Below are 21222 nucleotides of genomic sequence, written 5' to 3'. Positions count from 1 at the left end.
TAGATGAAAAAACTGCTCCTTTTTGCCGCAGCCGCCCTCACGGCTTTCGCGGCACAGGCCCAGAAGATCCAAATCTTCGACCACACCCAAGTCCATGCCTTCGGCTCGTACGAAGAGTTCAAGCCCGACAGCGCCGGCGTACTCCACGCCGGTACCGGCCGCTACATTTTCAAGAAGGTCAACTTCCCGACCTACAAACGCACCACCCGCGCCACCATCAACATTACGCTGGCCTCGAACGGCGACCGGTGGGACAAATCGGGTTCGTGCTTCGTGATCCCCGCGTGCGACGATCCGCTGAAGATGATCCAGGGCAAGGCTCCGCTGGCACCCGGTGCCGACAGCGCCTTCCTCGGCGTCACCCCGCAGGGCGGCAAAGCCCCCTATATCGAGCTGCTCCGCTTCATGACCCCCTTCGGCGTGGGCCACTTCAGCGACGACCAGCTCCACCGCAAACCGGTCTACATCCCCTTCTGGGAGAAACAGGTGGCCTGGAGCCAGGACATCTCGCAACTGATCTCGACCCTTCAGGGCGAAGCCTGGGTCGGCATCTGGATCGACAGCTGGACTACCGAAGGCTACGTCGTATCGCTTGACATCACCCTCGAAGAGAGTCCCCTCTCCTGCGACAAAGCCACTCCGACGGTTGTGATTCCCGTTGTGAACACCGTTCCCTATATCGGCTCACAGAGCCTCTCGACCTCGTTCGCCCACCGCGACCTGACCGCTGAGGTCACCATCCCCAAAGGAGCCCGCAACGCACGCCTCTACTACATCACCACCGGCCACGGCGGCCACTCGGGCGGCGACGAATTCACCAAACAGCAGAACATCGTCTTCGTGGACGGCGAACCGGTCATCGACTTCATCCCGTGGCGCGACGACTGCGCCTCGTTCCGCCGTTTCAACCCCGGCTCCGGCGTATGGCTCATCAAACGCGAAGCCCCCTACATCGGCGATGACGACGAATACCACGTCAAAGAGATCGAAGAGTCGCTGGCCTCGTCCGACCTGAGCCGCTCGAACTGGTGCCCCGGTTCCTGCATCGTGCCCGAGAGCGTCGCCCTGCCCGACCTCACCCCCGGCACGCACAAAATCACGGTCAGCATTCCCAACGCCCAGAAGGCCGTAGGCAACGCCATGAACCATTGGCTGGTCAGCGCCTACATCGTCTGCGACATGAAATAGAGACCGTCCTGCACAATTCCTTAGGACGACAAACACAACCTGCACCCCTCGAAAGGTGCAGGTTTTTTCGTACCTTTGTTCATTTAAGCCCCACAGCCTGTTTTTCACCCTTCTGCACGGAGCGCCGAAAAGCATTCCCCGACAGGCGAAACAGCCCGAAGGAACCGCCGAATGAACGGCCGCAAGCACACAACGGGGCCACACACCGTATAACCATTGCAAGAAACGACATAACGAACCAGCAACATGGCAGACGATCAGAAAATCATCTTTTCGATGGTTGGGGTCAGCAAAGTCCTCAACAATAACAAAAAGATACTGAACAACATCTACCTTTCGTTCTTCTACGGCGCCAAGATCGGGATCATCGGTCTGAACGGCTCCGGTAAATCGACCCTGATGAAGATCATCGCCGGGATCGACAAGAGCTACCAGGGCGAAGTGGTCTTTTCGCCCGGCTACACCGTAGGCTACCTCGAACAGGATCCGCAACTCGACCCCGCCAAGACCGTCCGCGAAATGGTCGAAGAGGGATGCGCCGACGTCGTGGCCCTGCTCAAGGAGTACGAAGAGGTCAATGCCCGCTTCATGGAGCCCATGAGCGACGACGAGATGGCCCGCCTGATCGAGCGTCAGGGCGAGCTCACCGAACAGATCGACCATCTGAACGGCTGGGAGCTCGACTCGAAACTCGAACGCGCCATGGACGCGCTGCGCTGTCCCGACCCCGAGCAGAGCGTCACCACCCTCTCCGGTGGTGAGCGCCGCCGCGTAGCCCTGTGCCGGTTGCTGCTTCAGGAGCCCGACGTGCTGCTGCTCGACGAACCGACCAACCACCTCGACGCCGAATCGATCGACTGGCTCGAACAGCACCTCTCGCAGTACAAAGGGACCGTGATCTGCGTTACCCACGACCGCTACTTCCTCGACAACGTGGCCGGCTGGATTCTGGAACTTGACCGCGGCGAGGGAATTCCGTGGAAAGGCAACTATTCCTCGTGGCTCGACCAGAAGACCAAACGGCTGGCCCAGGAAGAGAAACAGGAGTCCAAACGGCGCAAGACTCTCGAACGCGAGCTCGAATGGGTCCGCATGGCCCCGAAAGCCCGTCAGGCCAAGAGCAAAGCCCGTCTGGCCGCCTACGACAAGATGCTCAACGAAGATACCAAGCAGAAAGAGGAGAAACTCGAAATCTTCATCCCGAACGGTCCCCGTCTGGGCGACGTCGTGATCGAAGCACGCGGCGTCTCGATGGGCTACGGCGACCGGATGCTCTACGAGAACCTCAACTTCACGCTGCCCCCCGCCGGGATCGTCGGCGTGATCGGCCCGAACGGCGCCGGGAAAACCACCCTCTTCCGCCTGATCATGGGACTCGAAAAGCCCCTCAAAGGCGACTTCAAAGTGGGTAAAACCGTCAAACTCGCCTACGTCGACCAGCAGCACAGCTCGATCGACCCCGAAAAAACCGTCTACGAAGTGATCTCGCAGAACAGCGAACTGCTGACCCTCGGCGGCCGGCAGGTGAACGCCCGCGGCTACTGCTCCCGTTTCAACTTCACGGGCGGCGACCAGGAGAAGAAGTGCGGCGTCCTCTCGGGCGGTGAGCGCAACCGACTCCACCTGGCCCTCGCGCTGAAAGAGGAGGGAAACGTACTGCTGCTCGACGAGCCCACCAACGACATCGACGTGAACACCCTGCGCGCACTCGAAGAGGGTCTCGAAAACTTCGCCGGATGCGCCGTGGTCATCAGCCACGACCGCTGGTTCCTCGACCGCATCGCCACCCACATCCTCGCCTTCGAAGGCGACTCGCAGGTGGTCTTCTTCGAGGGGAGCTACTCCGAGTACGAAGAGAACAAACGCAAACGCCTCGGAGACACCACCCCCCACCGCATCAAGTACCGCAAACTGATGGAGTAACCACAGTCCGTGCCTCTCTCCGCCGGCAGTCCGGCAACACACCGGACGTGGGCACCCACTGGAGCAGCACCCGACCGTTTGTGCAAACGCGACCGCCTTGCCACAATTCGTGCTGACAATGTAGCCGCTGCGCCACGTATGAGCAGCAAAAGGCGATCTTTTGAGCATCCGTTCCAAGTGGCGAACTTTGCCAGAGACACAACCCCATCAGACAACACGGCTCCTGACCCCGAAATATCAAAAAAACGAACATTTAACATACACCATGGCCATTCAGAAACCCTCCATACCCAAAGGCACCCGTGACTTTTCGCCCGTCGAAATGGCACGCCGCAACTACCTGTTCGACACCATCAAGAGCGTCTTCCGCCGCTACGGCTTCGCCCCGCTCGAAACCCCCAGCATGGAGAACCTCTCCACACTGCTCGGCAAATACGGCGACGAAGGCGACAAACTGCTCTTCAAAGTGCTCAACTCCGGCAACTTCCTGCGCGGCATCGACCCCGAAGAGATGCAGTCCGCCGTCGAGAGCGACAACCCCGTCGTGCTCGGCAACAAGATTTGCGAAAAAGGGCTCCGCTACGACCTCACCGTACCCTTCGCACGCTACGTGGTCCAGCACCAGAACGAACTCACCTTCCCCTTCAAACGCTACCAGATCCAGCCCGTATGGCGTGCCGACCGGCCCCAGAAAGGACGTTACCGCGAATTCTACCAGTGCGACGTCGATGTGATCGGCACCCGCTCGCTGCTCAACGAAGTGGAACTGATCCAGATCGTACAGGACGTATTCGCCGCGCTCCGGATCCGTGTCACGCTGAAGATCAACAACCGCAAGATCCTCTACGGCATCTCGGAGACCATCGGCCACGCCGACAAGATGATGGACATCACCATGGCCATCGACAAACTCGACAAGATCGGTCTGGAGGCCGTCAACGCCGAGCTCGCCGACCGCGGCCTCAGCCCCGAAGCCATCGATCGGCTGCAGCCGATCCTCAGCCTGAGCGGCACGAACCGTGAGAAACTGGCCGCCATCACCGCCATCATCGGCGAACACTCGGCCACCGGGATGAAAGGGATCGAAGAGGTTACCACCATCCTCGACTACATCGACGCGCTGGAGGTCACCCTCCCTGTCGAACTCGACCTGTCGCTGGCCCGCGGCCTCAACTACTACACCGGCGCCATCTTCGAAGTCAAAGCCATGGACTTCCCGATGGGCAGCATCTGCGGCGGCGGACGCTACGACGACCTGACCGGTATCTTCGGTCTGCCCGACACCTCCGGCGTCGGCATCAGCTTCGGCGCCGACCGCATCTACGACGTGCTGCTCGGCCTCGACCTCTTCCCCGCCGAAACCACCCAGAGCGTCCGCGCACTCTTCGTCAACTTCGGTGCCGCCGAAGAGACCGCAGCCCTCCGGCTGCTCACCCAGGTACGCCGGGCCGGCATCGCCGCCGAAATCTACCCCGAAGCCGTGAAGATGAAAAAGCAGTTCGACTACGCCCAAAAACGCGGCATCCTCTACATGGTCTTCGTCGGCGAGAGCGAGATCGCCAGCCGCACCGCCACCGTCAAGAACATCGTCACCGGCCAGCAGGAGAACGTACCTTTCGACCAACTGGCCGAACACCTCCGATAGTTCCGCCCGAGCATGATACACGGGGACGAGTCGGGAGGCCGCCCCGTCCGACACCCACACCGTCGGAACCGGCCCCTCTGTCCGCCCACTCCGCAAGCGCCCGGACCCACCGGGCGCTCCTTTTTCCCATCCCGCAGCGAATTTCACCCCGCACCGGGCATCGATTCCGCATGACAGAGCGAATACCGCTGCAAACCCCACCCAGCTACCCAAACACACCACCCCATGAAACATCCATTCCGATACCTTCTGCTGCTATCCATGACTTTTTGGACCGGACATACCGCCCTTCACGCCCAGCAATCGGCCGACCTGAACCTGATCTTTATCGGGAACAGCATTACCGAAGGAGCCCTGTTGCAAGACCCCAAGACCGAAGCGCCGCCCGTGGTCACCGGCCGACTGCTCCAACAGAAACCCGGCATGGGGCAGGTCGAAGTTGCCAACATCGGCGTGAGCGGTTCGACCACCTTCGACTGGCTGCCCGAAAGCGGGAGTCTCTTCCCGCGCGCCATCGAAGCCGGCGACCGGTTTGCCGACCGAAAGGGCACCCTCCTTTTCTCCATCATGCTCGGCACCAATGACAGCGCCGCCGAAGGGACCAACGGAGCCCCCGTCAGCAAGAGCCGCTACCTGGCCAACCTGACCCGAATCATCGACAGCCTGTCGCACCGCTACCCACAGGCCCACTTCATGCTCCACCACCCGCTGTGGTACTCGGCCAACACCTACAACGGCGCACGATACCTGCAAGAGGGACAGAACCGGCTGCGCAGTTACCTCCCCGGCATCGACTCTCTGGTCGACGCCTACCAGCGTCAGAAAAAGAGCTACGTTCACCTGGGAGCCACCCAGGGATGGGAACTCTTTCAGAACCATGCAGAGACCCTGCTGACCCCCGAAGCCGGTTTTGCCGGAACCTTCTACCTCCACCCCAACAAACAGGGCGCCGAACGCCTTGCGCGGCTGTGGAGCGACAAGATCTACGATCTGTACCGCTACCTCAACCCGCAGACCATCGCCCTGAGCCATGAAGGGGCTTACATCCAAGTCTATCCTGCCACACAGGGCCGGACCGATAAAGCCGTTCTGATCTGCCCCGGCGGCGCCTACGCCATCGTGGCCACCGAACACGAAGGAACACAGATCGCCCACTGGCTCAGCAACAACGGCATCACAGGCGTCGTGCTCCGCTACCGTCTTCCGAACGGCGACTCGCGCATTCCGCGTAGCGATGCGGCCGAAGCCCTCGGCCTGCTCCGCCAAAACCGCGACACATGGGGCGGATACGAAAAGATCGGCATCATGGGCAGCTCGGCCGGCGGCCACCTCGCCTCGACTCTGGCCACCCACTCCGTCGGCGATACCGCCCTCGACTTCCAGATTCTGCTCTACCCCGTCATCAGCATGGACCAGACGATCACCCACGGCGGATCGCGCTACAGTCTGCTAGGCGGTTCGCCGAGCGAAGCCGACATCCGGGAGTTCAGCAACGAGTTGCAAGTTACCGACCGCACCCCGCGGGCATTCATCGTCCTCTCGGGCGACGACACCGCCGTCCCGGTCGAAAACTCGCTCCGCTACTTCCGGGCCCTGCAGGAACATCACATTCCGGCCAGCTTGCACATCTATCCGGACGGCGGGCACGGCTGGGGATTCAACACCGACTTCCGCCGGAAGACCCAGTGGCACGAAGAACTGCTGCGCTGGCTCCGGAGTTTTTAGCCCCAGAGGCCGACGGGTAGAAAACGGGGAGGAAACGGCTAAGCGGTACCTCCAGCACCCAGCCTTATCCAGCCGCTTCGCTCCACCGATTCCATTCATTAAACGACTTTTGACAAATCCCCCGGACTTCCGTTCTGCGCCTCCGACACACCACCGCCGGAGCGCAGAACCTATTCCGAGCAGGGGACACGCTCCCCGAATCGAAATAAAACCCCACAACAAAAAAAGATTCGCAACAAAACAATAAACCGCCCACCCCATTCGTTTACCGACCGGTAAACGAACCCGCACATCCCCTCCATGAAACTCACCCGGCTCACCCTCATCATACCGCTTCTGCTGCTCACGACCCTCGCACCGCTCAACGCCCAGCGCCGCCGAAGCACCCCGACAGCCCCCAAGCTCGAAGACCTACCCCGCCACCCGATGGACACCATCGCCACGCCCGACCCCGAGACCAAGGTCATCATCTACAGCAATAACACGTGGGAGTACTACCGCCCCTCGCTGAGCCGCCTCGACAACCTGCCCGTCTACCGCAACAACTGGGACACCTCGTCCGTCTTCTCGTACCGCAACATCGAGATCAAGGACCTGCCGCCCGTCATCGAACTTAAACTGATCGACAGCATCAGTCAGTTCTGCTGCCCCGTTCAGGGCAAAGTCCTCTCGAAATACGGACCCCGTCGCCGCCGCAACCACAACGGCGTCGATATTCCGATGAAAACCGGTGAACCGATTCTGGCCGCCTTCGACGGCAAAGTGCGCTACTCGCAGTACAACACCGGCGGATTCGGCAATCTGGTCATCATCCGCCACCCCAACGGACTGGAAACCTGGCACTCGCACCTCTCGAAACTGAACGTCAAGGTCGGCGACTATGTCAAGACCGGCCAGGTGATCGGTTACATTGGTTCGACCGGTCGCGCCTACGGCCCCCATCTCCACTTCGAAACCCGCTACTGCGACCAGAGCTTCGACCCCGAATTCCTGTTCGACTTCGAGAACGGCATGCTCCGTTACCAGACCTTCGCCCTTGAACGTTCGTTCTTCAACATCCACTCCCGCGCCTCCGAACTGCTCGAAGAGGATGATCCCGAAGAGGATATCGCCAACACTCTGCTGGCCGAAGCCGACGACTCGACCACCATCCGCGCCGCACAACCCAAACCGGCCACCACCGCCGTTTACCACACGGTGCGACAGGGCGACATTCTGGGCCGCATCGCCATCCGCTACGGCACCACCATCACCCGCATCTGCCAGCTGAACGGCATCGACCGCAACAGCACCCTGCGGATCGGACAACGCCTGCGCGTCAAATAGCCTGCCCCCTCCCGGCATACCCGGTCCAGTTTTCCACACCTCCGCCAAGCCTTCCGCCGCCCTCCATCTGCCGCACCCTGCCTGGCCTGCCGTACCCCGTTCCACCTTTATCCCGAACATGCTCAGAGAGATCGTTTAGTGGAGCTACCAACTCTTTCGGAAGCTGGCCCGCTCGAAGCAACAGATCGGACTGAAATCCGACACCGCACTCTTCGTGGCAGTCTGCCTGCTGCTGAACATCTTCTCCGTGCTACGCATCGTCGACCACTACACCCCGTTCCACTGGTTCCGACTCCAGCTTTTCGCAGGAATCGTCCTCGCGTGATACCTCAAAGCCCCGCGCCTCACCTGGATGCTCGAAAAAGTACACCGCCCGAACAGCATGCGCCCGCCTAAAGGTCGGGCGCATGCTGTATATCAGCTACCAGTGCCGGGACCTACTCCTGCGTCATACTGTCCCGCTTCGAGCCAATCTGATTCCACCCCGTTTCCACAGGAAACATTTCCCGCAATCCGGGCGTTCCAATAATCCTGCATGGATTTATCCCGCTCTCCGAAATTTTCCGAAAAAGGGCAGCCACCCCGAAAATTACCCGGCCACCCGGCTGTTTTCTCCCCCGGCAGCCGCTCAATCGGCCGTTTCACAACCATTTTGCCCCTCCAAATTCCCGTTTTGACGCAGTAAAAACACTCCATGCCGCTCGGAAGCGACGATCCTGCCGCAGAATCCGGAAAAAACCGTATATTTGGAGACTGAAAATTATATCCACACATGATACTACTGTTCCGTAGCGACAACACCATCTACGCCGTGCAGGCTACCACGGCACTCGGAAAGCAGGACATTGACAAACTGCGCTGGCTGTTCGGCGGCGCCGAATGGCTCGACGTCACCTCCGTGAGCGGCATTTTCGTCGGCCCCCGCCGCGAAATGATCACCCCGTGGAGCACCAACGCCGTCGAAATCACCCAAAACATGGGCATCAACGGCATCACCCGCATCGAAGAGTTCCGGATCGTGGACAGCGAAACGGCACAGTACGATAAAATGCTCAACCGGATGTACCGCACCATCGACGGCGAAGTCTTCACCGTCGACAAGAAACCGGAACCGATCGTCTACATCGAAGACATCGAGAGCTACAACCAGGAACAAGGCCTCGCGCTGAACAGCAACGAGATCCAATACCTCAAAGACCTGGCCAAGAAAATCGGTCGCCCGCTGACCGACAGCGAAGTGTTCGGCTTCTCGCAGGTCAACTCCGAACACTGCCGCCACAAAATCTTCAACGGCCAGTTCATCATCGACGGCGAAGAGAAACCCGAGACCCTCTTCAAACTCATCAAGAAAACCACGACCACCAATCCCGGTCGCGTCGTATCGGCCTACAAGGACAACTGCGCTTTCCTGCAAGGCTCCGTGGTAGAACAGTTCGCCCCCGCCTCGCACGAAGGTCCCGACTACTTCGAAACCGAAGACTTCGAAAGCGTCATCTCCGTCAAAGCCGAAACCCACAATTTCCCCACCACCGTCGAACCCTTCAACGGCGCCGCCACCGGTACCGGCGGTGAAATCCGCGACCGTATCGCCGGCGGTAAAGGTGCCTTCCCCATGGCCGGCACCGCCTGCTACATGACCGCCTACCCCCGTCTGGACGGCGGTCGCAACTGGGAAAAGAACATCCCCGCCCGCCCGTGGCTCTATCAGACCCCCGAAGACATTCTGATCAAAGCCTCGAACGGCGCCTCCGACTTCGGTAACAAATTCGGCCAGCCGCTCATTACCGGCTCGCTCTACACCTTCGAACATCAGGAAAACGGCAAAACCTTCGGCTTCGACAAAGTCATCATGCTGGCCGGCGGTATCGGCTACGGCAAAAAAGCCGACTCGCTCAAAGACGAACCCGTCAAGGGCGACAAAGTCGTGCTGCTCGGCGGCGACAACTACCGCATCGGCATGGGCGGCGGCGCCGTCTCGTCGGTAGCCACCGGCGAATACGCCAACGCCATCGAACTCAACGCCATCCAGCGTTCGAACCCCGAAATGCAACGGCGCGCCTACAACGCCATCCGCGCCCTGAGCGAAGAGAAAGAGAATCCGATCATCTCGATCCACGACCACGGAGCCGGCGGTCACCTCAACTGCCTCTCCGAACTCGTTGAAGCCACCGGCGGCCGCATCGACATCGACAAACTGCCCATCGGCGACCCCACCCTCTCCGACAAAGAGATCGTCGGCAACGAATCGCAGGAACGCATGGGTCTGGTGATGGACGAAAAACACATCGACAAACTCAAAGCCATCGCCGACCGTGAACGCTCGCCCATGTACGTCATCGGCGAAACCACCGGCGACATGCAGTTCACCTTTGTCGACAACCGCACCGGCGAAAAACCGATCGACCTTCAGCTCAGCGCCATGTTCGGCGAAGCTCCCCGCACCGTCATGACCGACCACACCGTCATCGACAGCTACAAAGCCCCCGAATACGACGCCGAAAAGATCGCCCAGTACCTCACCGACGTGCTCCAACTCGAAGGCGTCGCCTGCAAAGACTGGCTCACCAATAAAGTGGACCGCTCCGTGACCGGCCGCGTAGCCATGCAGCAGACCGCCGGTACGCTTCAGCTGCCCCTGAACGACTGCGCCGCCATCGCCCTCGACTTCCAGGGCAAACAAGGCGTCGCCACCGCACTGGGACACGCCCCCGCCGCAGCCATGGCCGATCCCGCCAAAGGCTCCGTGCTGGCCATCGCCGAAGCCCTCACCAACATCGTCTTCGCCCCGATCACCGGCGGTTTGGAAGGCGTATCGCTGAGCGCCAACTGGATGTGGCCCTGCAAAAACGAAGGCGAAGACGCACGCCTCTACCGAGCCGTTCAGGCCGCCAGCGACTTTGCCCTCCAGTTGAAGATCAACATCCCGACCGGGAAAGACTCCCTGTCGATGACCCAGAAATATCCCGACGGACAGACCGTCCTCGCCCCCGGCACCGTGATCATCACCTCCGCAGGCGAAGTGACCGACGTGAAAAAATGCGTTCACGCCGCCCTCGACGAAAACTACTGCTCCACCGGCAGCTCGCTCATCTATGTCGACATGACCGGCGGCGAAGATTTCCTGCTCGGCGGTAGCGCTTTCGCCCAGGTAGTGAACGCCGTAGGCTCGTCGGCCGACGTACCCACCGTTCAGGATGCCCAATATTTTGCCAAAGCATTCAACGCCGTACAGCAGCTCATCGAACAGGGCCATATTCTGGCCGGCCACGACATCTCGGGCGGCGGTCTGATCACCGCCCTGCTCGAAATGGCCTTCGGCGGCAACCGCGCCGGTCTGGACGTGGACCTCAACCCGCTGCGCAACGACGACCTCGTCAAACTGCTCTTCAGCGAAAAACCCGCCCTGCTGCTGCAAGTCGCCAATGCCGACGCCATTCTGGCCGAACTCGACAAATACGGCGTCGCCGCACAGAAGATCGCCACCGTGAACGACACCCGCAAGTTCACCCTGCGCCACGGCTGCTGCGAAAAGATGACCCTCGACATTGACCAGATGCGCGACGTGTGGTACAAGACCTCCTACCTGCTCGACCGCAACCAGAGCACCCCACAACTCGCCCTGGCCCGCTACGAAAACTACAAGAAACAGCCCCTCTACTACAACTTCCCCGCCTCATTCACCGGCAAACTCGCCCAGTACGGCATCGATCCCAAGCGCAAGAACCGCACCGGCATCCGTGCCGCCATCATCCGCGAAAAGGGCTGCCAGTGCGACCGCGAAACGGCATGGGCCATGCACCTGGCCGGTATGGACGTCAAGGACGTACACATGACCGACCTGATCTCCGGCCGTGAAACCCTCGAAGACGTCAACCTGATCGCCTTCGTCGGCGGCTTCTCGAACTCCGACGTACTCGGTTCCGCCAAAGGATGGGCCGGCGCCTTCCTCTACAATCCCAAGGCCAAAGAGGCCCTCGAACGCTTCTACGCCCGCCACGACACCCTCTCGATCGGGATCTGCAACGGTTGCCAGCTGATGGTCGAACTCGGTCTGATCGCCCCCAAAACCGACGACGAAAAGCCGAAGATGCTCCACAACGACTCTCACAAGCTCGAATCGCGCTTCCTCGGCGTCACCATCCATCCCTCACCGAGCATTATGCTCCGTTCGCTCGAAGGGTCAACACTTGGTGTATGGGTAGCTCACGGCGAAGGCAAATTCCACCTGCCCTACACCGAAGAGCACTACCACATCCCGATGAAGTACCTCTACCCCGAATACCCGGCCAACCCCAACGGCAGCGACTACAACGCCGCCGCCATCTGTTCGGCCGACGGACGCCACCTGGCCATGATGCCCCACATCGAACGCGCCATGCGTCCCTGGAACTGGGGTTACTATCCCAGCGAAGCACCGCGTCGCGAAGACGAAGTGACCCCGTGGATCGAAGTCTTCGTCAACGCCCGCGAATGGATCAAGGAACACACCCGCTAAACAACGGACGGGACAGCGGAGCGGGGGCGGCGTTAAACGAACTACCCCGCACGCACCATACGTTCATTACACAAGCGAGAGACGAGTTTCGTCTCTCGCTTTTTTATCCCCCGAGACTCCCATGAACATCGAAGAGATACGCGACTACTGCCTGAGCCTGCCACATGCCACCGAAGCTTTTCCGTTCGACGACGAAACGATCGTCTTCCGCGTGGGCGACACCCCGTCCCATCCCGGACGGATCTTTGCCCTCTGCGCACTGGAACGCCCCGACTACCTGCTGCTGAAGTGCGATCCCGACCGTGCGATCGAACTGCGCGACCGCTACCCCGACGAGATCGAACCCGGCTGGCACATGAACAAACGCCACTGGAACGGTCTGCACCTGAACGGCCCGTACCTGACCGATGTGCAAATCCGCGAACTGATCGACCACTCGCACGCCCTGGCTGCCGCCTCACTGCCCAAATGGCAACGGGAAGCCGCCGGGATCGACCCTCCGTCGAAACGCCGTTCGTAAGTCCGTACACCGGTCGATTACTCGCAGTACCCGTATCACGTATTCAAAAAAAGCCGATAGCGGCCGATGGAGAATTCTCCACCGCCGCTATCGGCTTATAAGGGAATCATAACTTCAGCGCTATCAGCGCCACACTGTTAGAAGGGCAGGTCGTCCACTTCGGATGCCGAGGTGGGAGCCTGCGGCTGAGCTGCAGGTTGCTGCGGCGCCTGCTGATATTGAGGCTGCTGGTAAGCCGGTTGCTGCGGATATCCACCCTGCGGAGCACCTGCGGGCGGATAAGGCGGCGGATAAGCTCCGGCAGGAGCACCCGCCTGAGCATCGAGACGGGTCATGCGCCAGGCGCGTACTTCAGTGTACCACCGTCCGTTATACTCCCGCGATTCGACGTTCACACTCAACGCCACCCGGTCGCCGGGACGCAGCGCAGCGGCTTCGACGGCACGGTCGTTCCAAAAACCTACGCAGAGTTTGCGGTTGAACTCACCCGGCATGTCGAAGATCACATCCTGTTTTTTCCACTCGCCGCGCGCGCTCGTTCCCGAAGCCAGCGGCAGCAGCATGTTGACAGTCAATTCCAAATCCATATCTGGTCGTTTCCTTAATATTTAGACATTCACACGGTTTGTTTACTCGGCGTCGTCAATAATGACGATCTTCTCGATCACATCGCCCTGCCGGATATCGTCGATCACATCCAGCCCCTCGTACACGCGGCCGAAGCAGGTGTGTACACGGTCGAGGTGGGCCGTATTTTCGCGGTTGTGGCAGATGAAGAACTGCGAACCGCCGGTGTTGCGACCGGCATGTGCCATCGACAGCACCCCGCGATCGTGGTACTGGTGACCGCCAGAGGTTTCGCACGGAATGGTATAACCGGGTCCGCCGGTACCGTCGCCTTTCGGGCAGCCGCCCTGAATCACAAAGTTCGGGATCACGCGGTGAAAGGTCAGTCCGTCGTAGAAGCCGCTTTTGGCCAGTTTACAGAAGTTTTCGACGGTTCCGGGTGCATCCTGTTCGTAGAATTCGACCTTCATCACCCCTTTCTCGGTATGTATTTCAGCTTTTCTCATCGGTTTCGTTTTAGAAATGTTTGCAGTGTGTAAAGATAGCCCTTTTCCGGGGGAATCGCAAGCCGGCCGGAAAAAGAACGGGTTCCCGTACCGACGGTACGGGAACCCGCAGTTATGGATTAACAGTCACCCGACTTATTTGGTTGCCGGAGCAGCCGGGGTAGCGACTTTCACCAGTTCGATGTCGAATTTGAGCGCCTGGTTCGGACCGATGCCCTGGAAGCCCATTTCGCCGTAAGCGAGGCTGGCCGGAGTATAAAGGGTGATTTTACCACCTACACCGATCAACGGCACCCCTTGGGTCCACGCTTTGATCAGCGAGCCTTCCTGCAGCAGGAACGAGGTCGGGGTATCACCGGTTTCGCTGATTACCTGACCGTTCGGCAACGAAAGGGTATATTTTACGTAAACCGTATCGCCCAGAGCGGCTTTGGGTTCGGTACCCGGAGTTTCGATCTTGTAAGCCAGACCGCTTGCGAGGGTATCGGCACCGTCAGCAATGGCGTCTTCGATAAATTTCTTACCGGCAGCAGCATTTTTGCGTGCCAGCCCTACGGTCATATATTCCTGGATAAACGCACCGGCTTCTTCGCGGGTCATCTTCCCGTTTTTGTTGAACGCGTCCACTACGGCGGCTGCCAGGATCTGCGGATTCATGGTCGAGTCGAATTGGAATGCCATGCTACCGAGGTCGGTACCGATTGCATAAGCCAGCGAGTCCATGTCGGTGGCGAGTTTGGCGTTGCCCTGGCCACAAGAGGTCAGCGTTGCCATCGAGGCGGTCAAGGCTGCTGCCAAGATAAACAGTTTTTTCATGGTATGAATTTTATTTGGTTTCTATGTCTGATTTTGGAAACGCAAATATAATCATTTTCCCCCCAGTTCGACTGCCGGAGCCCTATTTTTCTTCCTTCGGGAGCTGGGTGTAGGCCGTGTGGCGCAACTCTTTGGCATCGACATAGAATACGATGTCCTCGGCGATGTTGCTGAGGCGGTCGCCCATACGTTCGATGCGACGCACCACGTTGTGGATGCCCATCACCTCCATCGTCTCGTCCGGATGGGCCGTGATGTAGGCGGCCAGCACCGGAACCGCATCACGATGGATCATATCGACCACGTCGTCGAGCCCCAACACGCGGCTGGCCAGACGGCTGTCCTCCTTGGCCAGTGCCGTGCAGGCCTGTTCCATCATCTTGAGCACCGTGTCGAACATCTTTTTGAGCTGGAGCTGTTTGACCAGTTCGGGAGCGAGCGCCTTGCTCTGGTGATGCGCCACGAACAGGGCGATGCTTTCGGCAAAGTCGCCGATGCGTTCCAGGTTGTTGTTGATCTTGAGCAGCGACAGCACAAAACGCAGATCGACAGCCACCGGGTTGAACAGTGCGATGAAGTTTTCGCAGTGGTGGTCGACAACCAGTTCCTGGGCATTGACGCTCTTCTCGCGCGAGATGATTTCGTGTGCGAGGTCCCGGTCGAAGGTGGTCACCGCGTCGAAACTTTTGCGCACCTGCTGATCGACCAGCGACCACATCTGTGCCAGATGGCCTTTCAGTTCTTTGATTTCTATTTCGGTCTGTTTCATAGGTTCAATGTTTGGTATCGGATTAACGTCCGGATGCAAAATTCGGAGCTTTGGGCAGGAGAAGCGGTACAATCAACAGAGACGGAAGGCCGACCAACTGGCTGCATGCGTTCCGAGAGACAACAGTCGCAGGATCGGCACCACCCCGCTCCACCCCGCAGGGACTACTAACCGAAACGCCCCGTGATGTAGTTCTGGGTCTGAGCCTTTTCGGGATTGAGGAAAATGCGTTTCGTTTCGCCGTACTCGATCAGCTCGCCGAGGTAGAAGAAAGCCGTCCGATCCGACACACGCGCAGCCTGCTGCATGTTGTGAGTCACGATCACGATGGTGTAGTCATTCTTGAGTTCGTAGATCAGCTCCTCGATTTTGGAGGTCGAGATGGGATCGAGGGCCGATGCCGGTTCGTCCATCAGCAGGATCGAGGGCTGTACGGCCAGCGCACGCGCGATACAGAGTCGTTGCTGCTGTCCGCCGGAGAGCTCGAAGGCCGATTTTTTCAGTTTGTCCTTCACTTCGTTCCACAGGGCCGCCCCCTTGAGCGACTCTTCGACCCGCTGTTCGATGAAGGCCTTGTCACGCACGCCGTTGACACGCAGGCCATAGGCGATGTTTTCGAAGATGGTTTTCGGGAAGGGGTTGGGTTTCTGGAACACCATGCCGACCCGTTTGCGCAGCTCGTCGACCATCACGCCACGAGCATAGATGTCTTCGCCTTCGATCAGGATCTGGCCTTCGAGACGCGAGCCATCCACCAGATCGTTCATGCGGTTCAGCAGCCGCAGGAAGGTCGATTTACCGCATCCCGACGGACCGATAAAGGCCGTCACGGTGTTGGCTTCGATGTCCAACGATATATTGCGCAGTGCGTGGAAATCGTCGTACCAGAAGTTGACGTTCTGCGCCGAGATGATTGTTTTCTTTTCCAAAACGTATCCGAATTGATTAGTTGGTTTTCACTTTTTTGCCGAACCAGGCCCGCAGACCGTTGGCCAGCAGGTTGATCAGCAGCACGATCAGAATCAGCACCAGCGCCGTGCCGTAGGCCATGGGACGTGCGGCTTCGATGTCGGTACCGCTGGTGGCCAGCACATAGAGGTGATACGGCAGGGCCATCACCTGGTCGAAGATGCTGGAGGGCAGTTTGGGCAGGAAGTAGGCGGCCACCGTGAAGAGGATCGGCGCCGTCTCGCCCGACACGCGGCCGATCGAGAGGATCAGCCCGGTGATGATGTTCGGGAAGGCCATCGGCAGGATCACCTTGCGAATGGTCTGCAACTTCGTGGCCCCGAGCGCCAGCGAGGCGTTGCGGTAGCTGTTGTCGATCGACTTGAGGGCCTCTTCGGTGGTGCGGATCACGACGGGCAGCACCAGCAGTCCCAGCGTCAGCGACCCGGCAATGATCGAGTCACCGAAGCCGAGCGTATTGACAAAGAGCGCCATCCCGAACAGACCGAAGACGATCGAAGGGATGCTCGAGAGGTTGTTGGTCATCACGCGGATGAACTTCACAAGCCAGTTGTTTGGCGCATATTCGTTGATGTAGATGCCGGACATGACGCCGATCGGAAAGGCGAAGATCATGCTGCCGACCATCAGGCAGAGCGTCCCGACAATCGCAGGCAGGATACCGCCCCGGGTCATTCCGTCTTCGGGCATGGTGGTGAGGAACTCCCAGTTCACCACCCCGATCCCCTTGACGATCAGAAAACCCAGGATCCAAACCAGAATGGCTACCACAACCAGGCTCATCAGCCGGAAGATCCAGAACGCGACGCTTTGGGTGCGGCGTTTTTTCCGATCGAATTTCGTATTGATTAAGGTACTCATTTATCTGTTGTTGGTTCTTTTTCAGGCCGGACTGTACTCCCGCTGCGGGTTGCAATTGCAACCCGTCGGCCTCTGCGCCGGACGGCATTCTGCCGTCGGGGGGGGCGGCGCGAGGCCGAATATACATTTCGATGGAATATCCAGCCTGCACGCGCCTCGTTATACCCCGATCCGAAAAAAGAACAATTAAAACTAAATCTGTTGTTTGGGCTTTTTAGCCGCCATCATTTCAGCCGTGATACTGATAATCAGCGTAATCACGAAGAGGATACACCCCAGCAGGAAGAGTGCCTCGTAGTGGACACCACCGTTGGGCGCCTCGCCCAGCTCGGCCGCAATGGTGGCCGGGATGGTGCGGACCGGTTCGAGCAGACCGTGCGGAATGATGGCCGAATTACCGGTGACCATCAGCACGGCCATCGTCTCGCCGATGGCGCGCCCGATACCCAGCACGACGGCTGCCATGATCCCTGACACGGAGTACGGCAGCACCACCCGCCGGATGGTTTGCCACTGGGTGGCGCCAAGGGCCAGCGAAGCCTCCTTCACGGCACGCGGCACGTTGCGGATTGAGTCTTCGGCCACCGTAATGATCGTCGGCAGGGCCATGATGGCCAGAATGATACTCCCGGCCAGCGCCGTCTCTCCGACCGGCAGCCCGAAGACCTGCTGGATGAGCGGCACGATCACCACCAGCCCAAAGAAACCGTACACCACCGAGGGGATGCCGGCCAGCAACTCGATCACCGGTTTGAGAACCTTGCGCACCTTGTCGTTGGCCAGTTCGGCCATGTAGATCGCCACCGCCATACCGAGCGGCAGGGCGAAGAGGATGGCAGCCAGCGACACCCAGAGGGTACCCATCACCAGCGGCACGATACCGAACAGGGGTGCCGGCGTGGCCGTGGGGAACCATTCGTCGCCGAGGAAAAACTCTCCCGGCGTGATGTTGCGTTTGTCGATCACCCGACCGGCAAAATCTTCGGCCAGGTAGGTGTCGGGGAAGAAGGCAATCATTCCGGGATGCTCGGCAATCACCCGGCTCAGGCACTGCGGAATGTACTGCAGCTCGTCGCCGAGCTCCTCGTAGCTCACATACTGTTCGATGTCGTTCAGACGGAAAACCACAATCGGTTCGTCCGCTCCGCCCAGTTCGCTCCAGTTGGTGACCTCCTGGTCGAAGATCTCCTTGAGCTGTACGGGGGTCAGCGAGCGCACCGTATTCTGGTCGTTGACCGCCACCACATAGCCCTGCTCGACGGCCGGACTGCCGAACAACCCGACTCCCTCCTTGAAGAGGAAAAAGACGATAAGGATGATGGTCACGGAGGTGACTCCTCCGCTGACCATCAGTACCTTTTCGGCAATGAGTTCGACTACTCTTCTGAATCGTCTGTTCATTTGTCTTGTCTAAAGGTTCGCTCCAGCTTCGCATCCCGTACCGACCGTGCTGTTTCCTCCGATCGCGGTTTTCTTCTCAGCGGGTGCAGTCGGGGAATTTCCCAGCTTTTCAGTCCGGCGAGATGCAACCTGCCGCAGCGAACGATTTGATCTCTTGATTTGTTCGTTTACGGGGGGATTAGAGCACGTCGATGTAACCGACCTCTTTGACCCATTTCTGCCCTTCGGCCGACATTACGTAGTCGATGAAGGCTTTCACTTTGGCTTCGCGGTCTTTGGTGTAGTAGAAGTAGAGCGGGCGAACCACCGGATAGCTCTTGTTCTTGGCATTGGCGTAGGTCGGTTCCACGAAGTTCTTGCCGTCGTACGAAACCTTCAGGGCTTTCACTTCACTGTTCACATAGGCATGACCCACGTAACCGATCGCACCGGGAGTCTGCGACACCGACTGGATGATGGCACCGGTAGCGGGCATCGAGAGTACGGAAGCCATGTAGTTTTTGTTTTTCAGGACGCTCTCTTTGAAGAACTCGTAGGTACCCGAGCTGGTTTCACGCGAGTAAACCACGATTTTCATATCCTGACCGCCGACCTGTTTCCAGTTGGTGATCTTGCCGGTGAAGATGCCTTCGAGCTGTTCGCGGGTCAGCTGCGAGACGGGGTTCTTGGGGTTGACGACCACGGCCAGGGCGTCCCAGGCGATGATCTTTTCGACCACCGGGCGTTTGGCGTTCTGGAGTTTCATGCGTTCGTCGATTTTGATCTTACGCGAGGCCATGGCGATGTCGGTCGTATTGTCGATCAGCGCGGCCAGACCCACGCCCGAACCGCCACCGGTGACGGTCACATCGGCCGAAGTATTCTTTTTGAGGTAGTTTTCAGCCTCTTTCTGGGCCAGCGGCAGGACCGAGTCCGACCCTTTGAGTTTTTGAGCCATGGCTGCGCCGTTCATCAGGACCAGCGCCGAGAGAAGCATTACAATCTTTTTCATATTCCTTTGTACTTGTGTTGATTATTTGCTGAGTTGGTTGTGATTTGCAGATCCGGCAGAGACACGGAGCGCTTGCGACGGTCCCCACCGTATAGGATTAGAATTTGGCCTGGATGCGGAGCGTCAGCACATTGTCCTTGATGTTGCGGGCGAAATCCTGCAACGGGTCGCTGCTGCCGAGGTTGGCGCATTTTTCATTGTTCACGAAATCGTAGTAGGCCGAGAGGGTCAGGTATTTGTTCCAACGGAACTGATAGCCCACCCCGAAGGTGTTGTAAGCCACGTCGGCCAGACCGGTTCCGGTCAGTTTGCCGATCTGATCGGCGCCGATTTTGGTATTGGGATCGTAGTTGTCGTACTTGAAGACCACCGAGTGTTTCGACTTGCCGATATCCTGAATGAAGTACACATAGGCACCGCGGAAGCTGCGCAGGTAGAGCGGATCGCTCCCCGCACCGAACGACGTTCCACCCGGATCGGCATTTTTGTTCTTCGTGCCGGGTTGTTTGCCCCAGAGGTACTCGGCCCGGATGCGGGTCGTACCGAGCGCCCACTGCTGGGCCCACTGGGCGGCAAAACCGAAATACTGACGTTTGGAGTAGTCGCCTTCGACCCCTTCCTGTTTTACATAGCCCTGGTTTTCGACGAACTTGTACTTTTCATTGACCGGGTTGAGCACTCCGCCGTTATAGTAAGAGAAGGCAGCACCCCATTCGCCGGTCTTATAGGCATGGAGATAGGCCAGACGGCCGATAAAGTCTTTTCGCGAATCGGTCTCGGAACCGATGCCGTTTCCGGTGAACAGACCTCCGTTCAGCGTAAAGCGATTCAGCAGGGTTCCTTTCCGGCCGCAGAGCGAGAGCATCGCGCCGAGGTCGCGTTCGTTGGGAAAGAGCGAAAGGTAGACGCGGCTCCGTTCGGGAGTTTCGCGTTTCGACGAGGAGTAGCTGATTTCGTAACCGAAGGGACGATCGAAGATACCGGCCTGACCTCCGATAATCTGCGAGGGAGCCGTCAGTTTGATGTAGGCGTCTTTGACCGAAACTCCTTTTTCCGAGAAGTCGGGTTGGAAGACCACCTGCATCACGCCCAGATCATAGGTGAATTTCACCCGGCCGCGACGGATCATAAAGCGGTTGTCGCTGTTGTCACTGAACGAGCCGCCATCGGTAAAGGCTGCGATTCCGTCCTGCTGGGCGAGCTGCCATTGTGCCTGCAGGTAACCGGAGATTTTGAGGGTTCCCCCCTTCTCGCCGAAGCGGAGTTTCAGACCGCCGTCTTCGACTTTGGGTGCCACCTCTTTGGTCGCCGCATCTTTGGCATCGGTTTCGGCTGCCCAGGCATTCGTTCCCGCAAGGGCCATCATGGCAAAAGCCATCCATTTCACATTTCTTTTCATAAGCATCATATCGTTGGTGCAATCTTGTCCTTGCCTTTTTTCTACGATGCAAACATAGAGCGCGTATGTTAACGTCTGCTTAACATGCCCTTAGGATTATATTAATTTAACGTTACGGAAT

The 21222-nt window shown here is 58.9% G+C and carries 16 protein-coding genes; 7 read left to right on the top strand and 9 right to left on the bottom strand.

Annotated features, from left to right (window positions below; genetic code table 11):
- Positions 1-3 precede the first annotated feature (3 nt).
- From BQ5379_RS10685 to BQ5379_RS10655, 7 genes are all read left to right on the top strand, one after another.
- Positions 4-1188, top strand: a complete 1185-nt coding sequence (locus BQ5379_RS10685) for a peptide-N-glycosidase F-related protein (protein ID WP_071135423.1) — start codon at positions 4-6, stop codon at positions 1186-1188.
- Between the two features lie 246 nt (positions 1189-1434).
- Positions 1435-3111 carry an energy-dependent translational throttle protein EttA gene (ettA, locus tag BQ5379_RS10680; protein ID WP_071135422.1) on the top strand — a complete coding sequence of 559 codons (1677 nt, stop codon included), beginning with the start codon at positions 1435-1437 and terminating at the stop codon, positions 3109-3111.
- Positions 3112-3376: 265 nt separating this feature from the next.
- A complete protein-coding gene (gene hisS / locus BQ5379_RS10675; protein ID WP_071135421.1) occupies positions 3377-4756 on the top strand; it encodes a histidine--tRNA ligase in 1380 nt (459 codons plus the stop codon).
- A gap of 225 nt (positions 4757-4981) precedes the next feature.
- The gene (locus BQ5379_RS11170) at positions 4982-6481 is read left to right on the top strand and encodes a GDSL-type esterase/lipase family protein (RefSeq protein ID WP_143039464.1); all 1500 of its coding nucleotides are present in this window, start codon (positions 4982-4984) and stop codon (positions 6479-6481) included.
- Between the two features lie 300 nt (positions 6482-6781).
- Complete coding sequence (locus BQ5379_RS10665) at positions 6782-7807, top strand: peptidoglycan DD-metalloendopeptidase family protein (RefSeq protein ID WP_071135419.1); 1026 nt, start codon at positions 6782-6784, stop codon at positions 7805-7807.
- Positions 7808-8579: 772 nt separating this feature from the next.
- Positions 8580-12302 (top strand): phosphoribosylformylglycinamidine synthase, encoded by a 3723-nt coding sequence (gene purL, locus BQ5379_RS10660; RefSeq protein WP_071135418.1) that lies wholly within the window; start codon positions 8580-8582, stop codon positions 12300-12302.
- A 121-nt stretch (positions 12303-12423) separates the two neighbouring features.
- Complete coding sequence (locus BQ5379_RS10655) at positions 12424-12822, top strand: MmcQ/YjbR family DNA-binding protein (RefSeq protein WP_071135417.1); 399 nt, start codon at positions 12424-12426, stop codon at positions 12820-12822.
- Between the two features lie 137 nt (positions 12823-12959).
- Here BQ5379_RS10655 and BQ5379_RS11080 read toward each other — a convergent pair whose 3' ends face one another.
- The 9 genes from BQ5379_RS11080 to BQ5379_RS10610 all read right to left on the bottom strand — a co-directional run bounded on the left by BQ5379_RS11080 (position 12960) and on the right by BQ5379_RS10610 (position 21101).
- Entirely contained in the window at positions 12960-13409 is a 450-nt protein-coding gene (locus BQ5379_RS11080) for a DUF3127 domain-containing protein (RefSeq protein WP_083377719.1), read from the bottom strand.
- 42 nt (positions 13410-13451) lie between these two features.
- Positions 13452-13895 carry a peptidylprolyl isomerase gene (locus BQ5379_RS10645; protein WP_071135416.1) on the bottom strand — a complete coding sequence of 148 codons (444 nt, stop codon included), beginning with the start codon at positions 13893-13895 and terminating at the stop codon, positions 13452-13454.
- Positions 13896-14030: 135 nt separating this feature from the next.
- Complete coding sequence (locus tag BQ5379_RS10640; protein ID WP_071135415.1) at positions 14031-14711, bottom strand: FKBP-type peptidyl-prolyl cis-trans isomerase; 681 nt, start codon at positions 14709-14711, stop codon at positions 14031-14033.
- 82 nt (positions 14712-14793) lie between these two features.
- Positions 14794-15480: a phosphate signaling complex protein PhoU gene (phoU, locus tag BQ5379_RS10635; RefSeq protein WP_071135414.1), complete on the bottom strand. Its 687-nt coding sequence runs from the start codon at positions 15478-15480 to the stop codon at positions 14794-14796.
- Between the two features lie 167 nt (positions 15481-15647).
- Positions 15648-16409: a phosphate ABC transporter ATP-binding protein PstB gene (gene pstB / locus BQ5379_RS10630; protein ID WP_143039463.1), complete on the bottom strand. Its 762-nt coding sequence runs from the start codon at positions 16407-16409 to the stop codon at positions 15648-15650.
- Between the two features lie 16 nt (positions 16410-16425).
- The gene (gene pstA / locus BQ5379_RS10625; RefSeq protein ID WP_071135413.1) at positions 16426-17310 is read right to left on the bottom strand and encodes a phosphate ABC transporter permease PstA; all 885 of its coding nucleotides are present in this window, start codon (positions 17308-17310) and stop codon (positions 16426-16428) included.
- A 192-nt stretch (positions 17311-17502) separates the two neighbouring features.
- Positions 17503-18711 (bottom strand): phosphate ABC transporter permease subunit PstC, encoded by a 1209-nt coding sequence (pstC, locus tag BQ5379_RS10620; RefSeq protein WP_071135412.1) that lies wholly within the window; start codon positions 18709-18711, stop codon positions 17503-17505.
- A gap of 178 nt (positions 18712-18889) precedes the next feature.
- Positions 18890-19702 (bottom strand): phosphate ABC transporter substrate-binding protein, encoded by an 813-nt coding sequence (locus tag BQ5379_RS10615; RefSeq protein ID WP_071135411.1) that lies wholly within the window; start codon positions 19700-19702, stop codon positions 18890-18892.
- 97 nt (positions 19703-19799) lie between these two features.
- Positions 19800-21101, bottom strand: coding sequence for a hypothetical protein (locus BQ5379_RS10610; RefSeq protein WP_143039462.1), 1302 nt, complete (start codon positions 21099-21101; stop codon positions 19800-19802).
- Positions 21102-21222 lie beyond the last annotated feature (121 nt).

Origin of the sequence: Millionella massiliensis (genome assembly GCF_900104655.1) — a bacterium.
Taxonomy (GTDB): domain Bacteria; phylum Bacteroidota; class Bacteroidia; order Bacteroidales; family Rikenellaceae; genus Rikenella; species Rikenella massiliensis.
The sequence above is the reverse complement of the archived record's forward strand: the minus strand, read 5'-3'. Positions and strand labels throughout refer to the sequence as shown.

Bases quoted from the DNA above. Each gene is read 5' to 3' on its own strand.
- BQ5379_RS10640 (WP_071135415.1), bottom strand. From the start codon at position 14,711: ATGAAAAAACTGTTTATCTTGGCAGCAGCCTTGACCGCCTCGATGGCA.
- BQ5379_RS11080 (WP_083377719.1), bottom strand. From the start codon at position 13,409: ATGGATTTGGAATTGACTGTCAACATGCTGCTGCCGCTGGCTTCGGGA.
- purL (WP_071135418.1), top strand. From the start codon at position 8,580: ATGATACTACTGTTCCGTAGCGACAACACCATCTACGCCGTGCAGGCT.
- BQ5379_RS10665 (WP_071135419.1), top strand. From the start codon at position 6,782: ATGAAACTCACCCGGCTCACCCTCATCATACCGCTTCTGCTGCTCACG.
- BQ5379_RS10655 (WP_071135417.1), top strand. From the start codon at position 12,424: ATGAACATCGAAGAGATACGCGACTACTGCCTGAGCCTGCCACATGCC.
- phoU (WP_071135414.1), bottom strand. From the start codon at position 15,480: ATGAAACAGACCGAAATAGAAATCAAAGAACTGAAAGGCCATCTGGCA.
- pstC (WP_071135412.1), bottom strand. From the start codon at position 18,711: ATGAACAGACGATTCAGAAGAGTAGTCGAACTCATTGCCGAAAAGGTA.
- BQ5379_RS10645 (WP_071135416.1), bottom strand. From the start codon at position 13,895: ATGAGAAAAGCTGAAATACATACCGAGAAAGGGGTGATGAAGGTCGAA.
- BQ5379_RS10685 (WP_071135423.1), top strand. From the start codon at position 4: ATGAAAAAACTGCTCCTTTTTGCCGCAGCCGCCCTCACGGCTTTCGCG.
- ettA (WP_071135422.1), top strand. From the start codon at position 1,435: ATGGCAGACGATCAGAAAATCATCTTTTCGATGGTTGGGGTCAGCAAA.
- BQ5379_RS11170 (WP_143039464.1), top strand. From the start codon at position 4,982: ATGAAACATCCATTCCGATACCTTCTGCTGCTATCCATGACTTTTTGG.
- hisS (WP_071135421.1), top strand. From the start codon at position 3,377: ATGGCCATTCAGAAACCCTCCATACCCAAAGGCACCCGTGACTTTTCG.
- BQ5379_RS10615 (WP_071135411.1), bottom strand. From the start codon at position 19,702: ATGAAAAAGATTGTAATGCTTCTCTCGGCGCTGGTCCTGATGAACGGC.
- pstA (WP_071135413.1), bottom strand. From the start codon at position 17,310: ATGAGTACCTTAATCAATACGAAATTCGATCGGAAAAAACGCCGCACC.
- BQ5379_RS10610 (WP_143039462.1), bottom strand. From the start codon at position 21,101: ATGAAAAGAAATGTGAAATGGATGGCTTTTGCCATGATGGCCCTTGCG.